General features: G+C 69.1%; 6 protein-coding genes and 1 pseudogene. 4 read left to right on the top strand and 3 right to left on the bottom strand.

What is annotated here, in order from left to right:
* The first annotated feature begins 222 nt into the window (after positions 1–222).
* The 4 genes and pseudogenes from VIM19_14550 (at position 223) to VIM19_14565 (ending at position 3,093) form a co-directional block, all read left to right on the top strand.
* Entirely contained in the window at positions 223–579 is a 357-nt protein-coding gene (locus VIM19_14550) for a hypothetical protein (GenBank protein HEY5186087.1), read from the top strand.
* Positions 569–991 (top strand): hypothetical protein, encoded by a 423-nt coding sequence (locus VIM19_14555; GenBank protein ID HEY5186088.1) that lies wholly within the window; start codon positions 569–571, stop codon positions 989–991. The genes VIM19_14550 and VIM19_14555 overlap by 11 nt, the downstream gene beginning before the upstream one ends.
* Positions 992–1,110: 119 nt before the next feature.
* A complete protein-coding gene (locus VIM19_14560; GenBank protein HEY5186089.1) occupies positions 1,111–1,356 on the top strand; it encodes a hypothetical protein in 246 nt (81 codons plus the stop codon).
* Between the two features lie 496 nt (positions 1,357–1,852).
* A pseudogene (locus VIM19_14565) lies at positions 1,853–3,093 on the top strand (transposase family protein).
* A gap of 177 nt (positions 3,094–3,270) precedes the next feature.
* On the opposite strand, the gene VIM19_14570 reads toward VIM19_14565, so the two are convergent.
* The 3 genes from VIM19_14570 to VIM19_14580 all read right to left on the bottom strand — a co-directional run.
* Positions 3,271–3,879: a DUF47 family protein gene (locus VIM19_14570; protein ID HEY5186090.1), complete on the bottom strand. Its 609-nt coding sequence runs from the start codon at positions 3,877–3,879 to the stop codon at positions 3,271–3,273.
* The gene (locus tag VIM19_14575) at positions 3,876–4,883 is read right to left on the bottom strand and encodes an inorganic phosphate transporter (protein HEY5186091.1); all 1,008 of its coding nucleotides are present in this window, start codon (positions 4,881–4,883) and stop codon (positions 3,876–3,878) included. Before VIM19_14575 ends, VIM19_14570 begins: the two co-directional genes overlap by 4 nt.
* 18 nt (positions 4,884–4,901) lie before the next feature.
* Positions 4,902–5,130 (bottom strand): transposase (locus VIM19_14580; protein ID HEY5186092.1); only part of this gene is annotated, 229 nt, incomplete at its 5' end.

Below are 5,130 nucleotides of genomic sequence, written 5' to 3' on the forward strand. Positions count from 1 at the left end.
GCAACGCCCTCGCCTGCACCACCACCCGATGCGCCAGCACCGTCGAGGCCGCCAACCGCCTCAGCTCGGCCCGCTGCTCATCGCTCACCGGCAACGCCGGCGCAATCTTGATCGGCATGAGCCATACTACCGCACTATTTCACCGACAGACCACTAGGACAGGCCGCGGTGGCCCGCGTGGATCTCGATGCGGAGCCCGCCGCCCGATTCGAGCAGCTCTGGTTGGGCGTTCACGAGTACCTCGCGGAGTCCCCAGGGCGCGCGCGCTTCCTGACCCAGATCGAGAGCTCGCCGTACGCCCGCCTCTACCACGAGACCTTCGACCAGACCGGAGACCCGCTCACCGACGTCGCCCGGCACCCGGACCTGGCTGACCGGCTGCTGCCACTCCCCCTCGAGGTGCTGTTCGACCTCGGTCTGGCGCCAGCCGTCCGCCTCGTCTCGGCCGGCGTCGACCTCGACGCGGAGTCGCTTCGCACCGTCGCCCGGGCCTGCTGGCGGGCCGTCAGCGCTCCGGGTCCGGCACCTCGTAGCATCGTCACCGGCGAACCCGATGAGGAGTCCGGCCATGACCGATGACCCGATCAGCAGCGGAACAGGAACAGCCGAGGACCAGTGGCGGCTGAAGACGCCTCCGCTGAGCTCCGACTACACCATGCACCGCGCCGTCCACGACGGAGTGGACGTCATCGTGTGCACCGTCGGCAAGACCGTTCTGCTGTACGACGCCCGTTGCCTGGACGACCTGCACGCCATGCTCGCCGCCCACGGTGACTGGATGGAGCTCGGCTCGGCCGACGAGCAGAAGCCGGCGAAGGAGGGAACCGTCGAGGCGTGGGGCCGATCGCCTGCCAACCCGATCGGCGGTTGGTACGGGCTGAAGAAGGGCCTGCGCGGGAGGTTCGCGATGTACGTCCCCCCGCTCATGGAATACCTCGGCCTTGCCGAGGTCGAGCACAACGCACGCGGCAACCGGATGCGTGCGATCTGAGCTAGTGGCGGCAGGGAGCCGGGCGGCTATCGGTCGGTTGAGCAGCGCCTGGAGAAGCGTGGACCACTGGCGGGTTCCGATCCGGGGCCGATCCGCTGGCCGTGCGTAGGGTGGTTCAGGTGTACGAGCAGATCGCGAGCAACAAGCGCCGCGCGGTGATCTACATCGCGGTCTTCTTCGCGGTCTGGGTTGGGGTCGGGGCGCTCCTCGGGTGGCTGGTCGCCGCATCCTCCTCGGCTCGCAACTCGACCAACGGTTCCGTGCTGGTGAGCGTCGCGATCGCAGCGCTGCTCGCGGTGGCCGGGATCGTCTTCACGCTGACTTCGGGGGCGTGTCCTGATGCGGGCCGCTGGCGCGTGACATGACAGGTCACGGTCCGAAAGGGCGACGTTCCGACTGCCGCGCGGCAGATCCAGTCCCGTCCAGCACGATCAGAAGACGCGTGACGACGCGTGACGAACGATCTTTGCGGTGAAGGTGCGGTCACAAGGAAGAGGGCACGACCACCAAGATCGGTGATCATGCCTCTGACCTGCGGTCATTCAGTAGCGGGGGCAGGATTTGAACCTGCGACCTCTGGGTTATTAGCCGCAGAAGCACCCAACGCCACGCAGCGTCCGTGGACACCGGCGGACGGTGGTGGAACAACCATCTCTGTAGGTCACGGGCCCACCCACGCGCGTGAAGGTCGCCCGTCGTCCACGGATGTCCGGGCACGTGATGCCGACATTCTGCCGACATTTGACGTTCGCGTTGACTCATCGGAAGTGCGCGCGTAGGTGGGGTCGTTGACTCATCGAGAAATGCGCGCGTGGAGCGCGCCTGCCGGGCCGGTGATGCGGTGGACGGTAGGTCTCGGTGATGGGACTGACGTTGAGCCAGCGCAGGGCTGTGACCCAGGCGATCGCGACGCGTTACAAGCGGGCGAGCCGGGCGGAGAAGGGCCGGATTCTCGACGAGTTGTGCGCAACGACCGGCTGGCATCGTAGCCACGCCCGAAAGGCGCTCGGCCAGGCGTTTCAGCCAAGGGTGGTGCGTCCGCGCCGGCCGCGGACGCTGAAGTACGGGCTGGATGTTGTGGTGGCGCTGAGGTTCTGCTGGGCGGTGCTCGGGGCGCCGACCGGTAAGCGGCTGGCCCCGGTGATGGGCGAGCTGGTCGCGACGTTGCGCCGCTTCGGCGAGCTGCAGGTCAGTGAAAAGACCGCCGCCGCGCTGGTGGCAATGTCAGCGGCGACGATAGACCGGCGTCTGGGGTCGGACCGGGCGGCGATGACGCTGCGGGGGCGCAGCCGCACCAAGCCGGGGTCGCTGCTCAAGGACGCGATCCCGATCCGGACGTGGGCGCAGTGGGACGACGCGGTGCCCGGGTTCGTGGAGATCGACCTGGTCGGCCATGAGGGAGGCAACGCGGTCGGGGAGCACGCCTACACCCGCACGGTGACCGACATCGCGACCGGCTGGACGGAGAACCGGTCGGTGCGCAACAAGGCCCGCAAGTGGGTCGTCGCCGCGCTCGAGGACATCGCGAAGGTCATGCCGTTCCCGCCGCTCGGGGTTGACTCGGACAACGGCGCCGAGTTCATCAACCACCATCTGCTGGCCTGGTGCGGGGCCCGGAAGATCACCTTCACCCGGTCCCGACCCGGCAACTCCAACGACGGTGCTCACGTCGAGCAGAAGAACTGGGCAGTGGTACGCACCGTGGTCGGCTACCACCGCTACGACACGGCTGCAGAGCTGCTGCTGCTCAACAAGATCTTGGTCCTGCAGTCGCTGATGACGAACTACTTCCTGCCCCGGCAGAAACTGATTTCGAAGGTCCGCGACGGGGCGAAGGTGACCAAGAAGTACGACGTTGCGGCCACCCGCACCGGCGGGCCCAGCGGCACGAGAGCGTCACCGTCCAGGACAAGGCGATCATGATGGACACCTTCACCGACCTGAACCCGGCCGCGATCCAACGCCAGATCCAAGCCCTCACCGCCGAGCTGCTCACCCTGACCACGAGCAAAGCCGCCGGCACCACCAAGCCCCAGATCCAGGCAGCCGGCCCGTGCGCATCCGTTCATGGGTCAACGAAGCCGGCTACGCGCGCATCTTGACGTGAGTCACCAGGGCCCACCGATCAGCAAAGCGATGGCGCGCAGAGGAGCCGATCAAGGGTGATCAAGCGCGGGTCGATCCGCACGCCAAGCCCCTGCATCTGTCAACTCTTGCTGATGTGCGTGCTGCCGAGTCAGGCTCTCGGCCGCAATCGCCGCCGGCCTGGGTCTCGGGGTTCAGGACTCTTTGACGACGGCGTACCAGATGCGTTCGGCGACGTCCTCGACTCGCTCGCCGACTTCGAGCACCCGCCGGTAGATCTCGCGGCGGGCGATGACGCGAAGGACGTCTGGGTCGGCGAGGAGGTCCCGCATGGCGGCGCGGTAGGTCTTCTCCATCCGTCGTTCAGCTGCGATCGCCGCGTCGGCGGCCACCGTGGCGGTGTCGTCGGCGGAGGTGAGTGCGCCCAGGCCGAGCGCGAGGTGCCGGACGCCGTCGGCGGCTGCATCGGCCATGGCCGCGACCGAGGGGTCGGGCTGAAGGTCGAGCAGTTCCGCTTCGCGGACGACATCCTTGGCTCGGTTCACCACGGCGTCTAGGAGCTGGGACAGCGCAAACAGGTCCTCCTGGGGGACCGGGGTGCTGAACGCGGCCCGCAGCTGCCGGGCCAGTTCCCGCCGGACGGTGTCGGCGGCGTGCTCGCTGGCTCGGACGGTGTGCTCCGCGTCGGGGTCACCATGCGCCCATGCGGCGAACGCGGCCAGCCCGGCGACCGTGACCTCGGCTTGGCGCCCCAGCGTGGCCAGCACGTCAGGGGTCTCGGGGAGGAACCAGTGTCTGGTCATGAGGCGATCCTCCACGCACCGGCGAGTATCCCAGCCATCCCCACGCAGCTGGGCACGGTGACCAGCCAGGCGAGCAGGATCTCCCGCACGACGGGCCAGCGCACGTGTCGACGTCGCCGTGCCGCCCCCAAGCCGACAACCGAGGACGCGACGACATGGGTGGTGCTGACCGGGGCGCCGAGGAACGCGGCCACCCCGATCACCCCGGCCGAGGATCCTTGGCTGACCAGCCCGTCCAGCGGACCCATACGGAAGATGCCCCGGCCGATGGTACGCACGATGCGCCACCCGCCCAGCGCGGAGCCCACCGTCAGGGCCGTCGCGCAGGCCACCTTGACCCACAGCGGCACCGTGAACGAGCTGACGACACCGGAAGCGACCAAGGCGGCGGCGATGACCCCCATCGTCTTCTGCGCGTCGTTGGTGCCGTGCGCGAACGCCAGGCCCGCCGCGGTCACCCACTCCCCGCGCAGGATCGGCCGCTCCATCCGGCGGCGGGCACGGCGCAGACCCCGGCGGGCCGCGAGCTCGGCCAGCGCCCCCACGAACCCGCCGAGCAGCGGGGAGATCGCCAACCCCACCAGGATCCCGATGACGCCGACCGGGCGCAGGCCGTCAAAGCCACCCCAGTTGATGGACTGAGTCCCGGCGGTGACCACGCCGGCGCCCACCAGGCCCCCGACGAGGGCGTGCGAGGACGACGAGGGCAGCCCGCGCCACCAGGTGAGCAGGTTCCAGGTCAAAGCCGCGGCCAGCGCGCAGGTCAGCACGGTCATGGTCTGCCCCGGATCCAGCGTCACGATCCCACCGACCGTGCCCGCCACAGCCGTCCCGGCGATGACCGGGCCGAGCAGGTTGAACGTGGCCGACACGGTGACCGCCTGCCCCGGCGTCATCGCCCCAGTCGCGACCGGCGCCGCGATGGCATTGGAGGAGTCGTGGAACCCGTTGGAGAAGTCGAAGGCCAGCCCAAGCACCACCACGACCACCAACGCCGAACCCATCCCGCCAGTCAAGCGCGGTCAACGACCACCCGGGCACGATCCACTGAACCGAGGTACCGCGGGCGCCCGGAGCCACCGCGGCTGTCCGCTCCGCCGCGAGGGACGTCGGTAGAACAGCAGGCCGCGGCTTCGGGAGGTGCGGCGGTTGAAGCGGAAGACGAACTCGTCGAGGTAGGCGGGCAGGTGGGCGTCGTCGATGGCGCCCTGGTGGGTGCCCAGCAGCCATCGTTTGGCCAGGGACGCCACC

This window comes from Actinomycetes bacterium, from assembly GCA_036510875.1.
Lineage (GTDB): Bacteria > Actinomycetota > Actinomycetes > Prado026 > Prado026 > DATCDE01.

Excerpts from the sequence above, each read along its gene's own strand:
- VIM19_14555 (HEY5186088.1), top strand. The coding sequence starts at position 569 with ATGACCGATGACCCGATCAGCAGCGGAACAGGAACAGCCGAGGACCAG.
- VIM19_14570 (HEY5186090.1), bottom strand. The coding sequence starts at position 3,879 with ATGACCAGACACTGGTTCCTCCCCGAGACCCCTGACGTGCTGGCCACG.
- VIM19_14575 (HEY5186091.1), bottom strand. The coding sequence starts at position 4,883 with ATGGGTTCGGCGTTGGTGGTCGTGGTGGTGCTTGGGCTGGCCTTCGAC.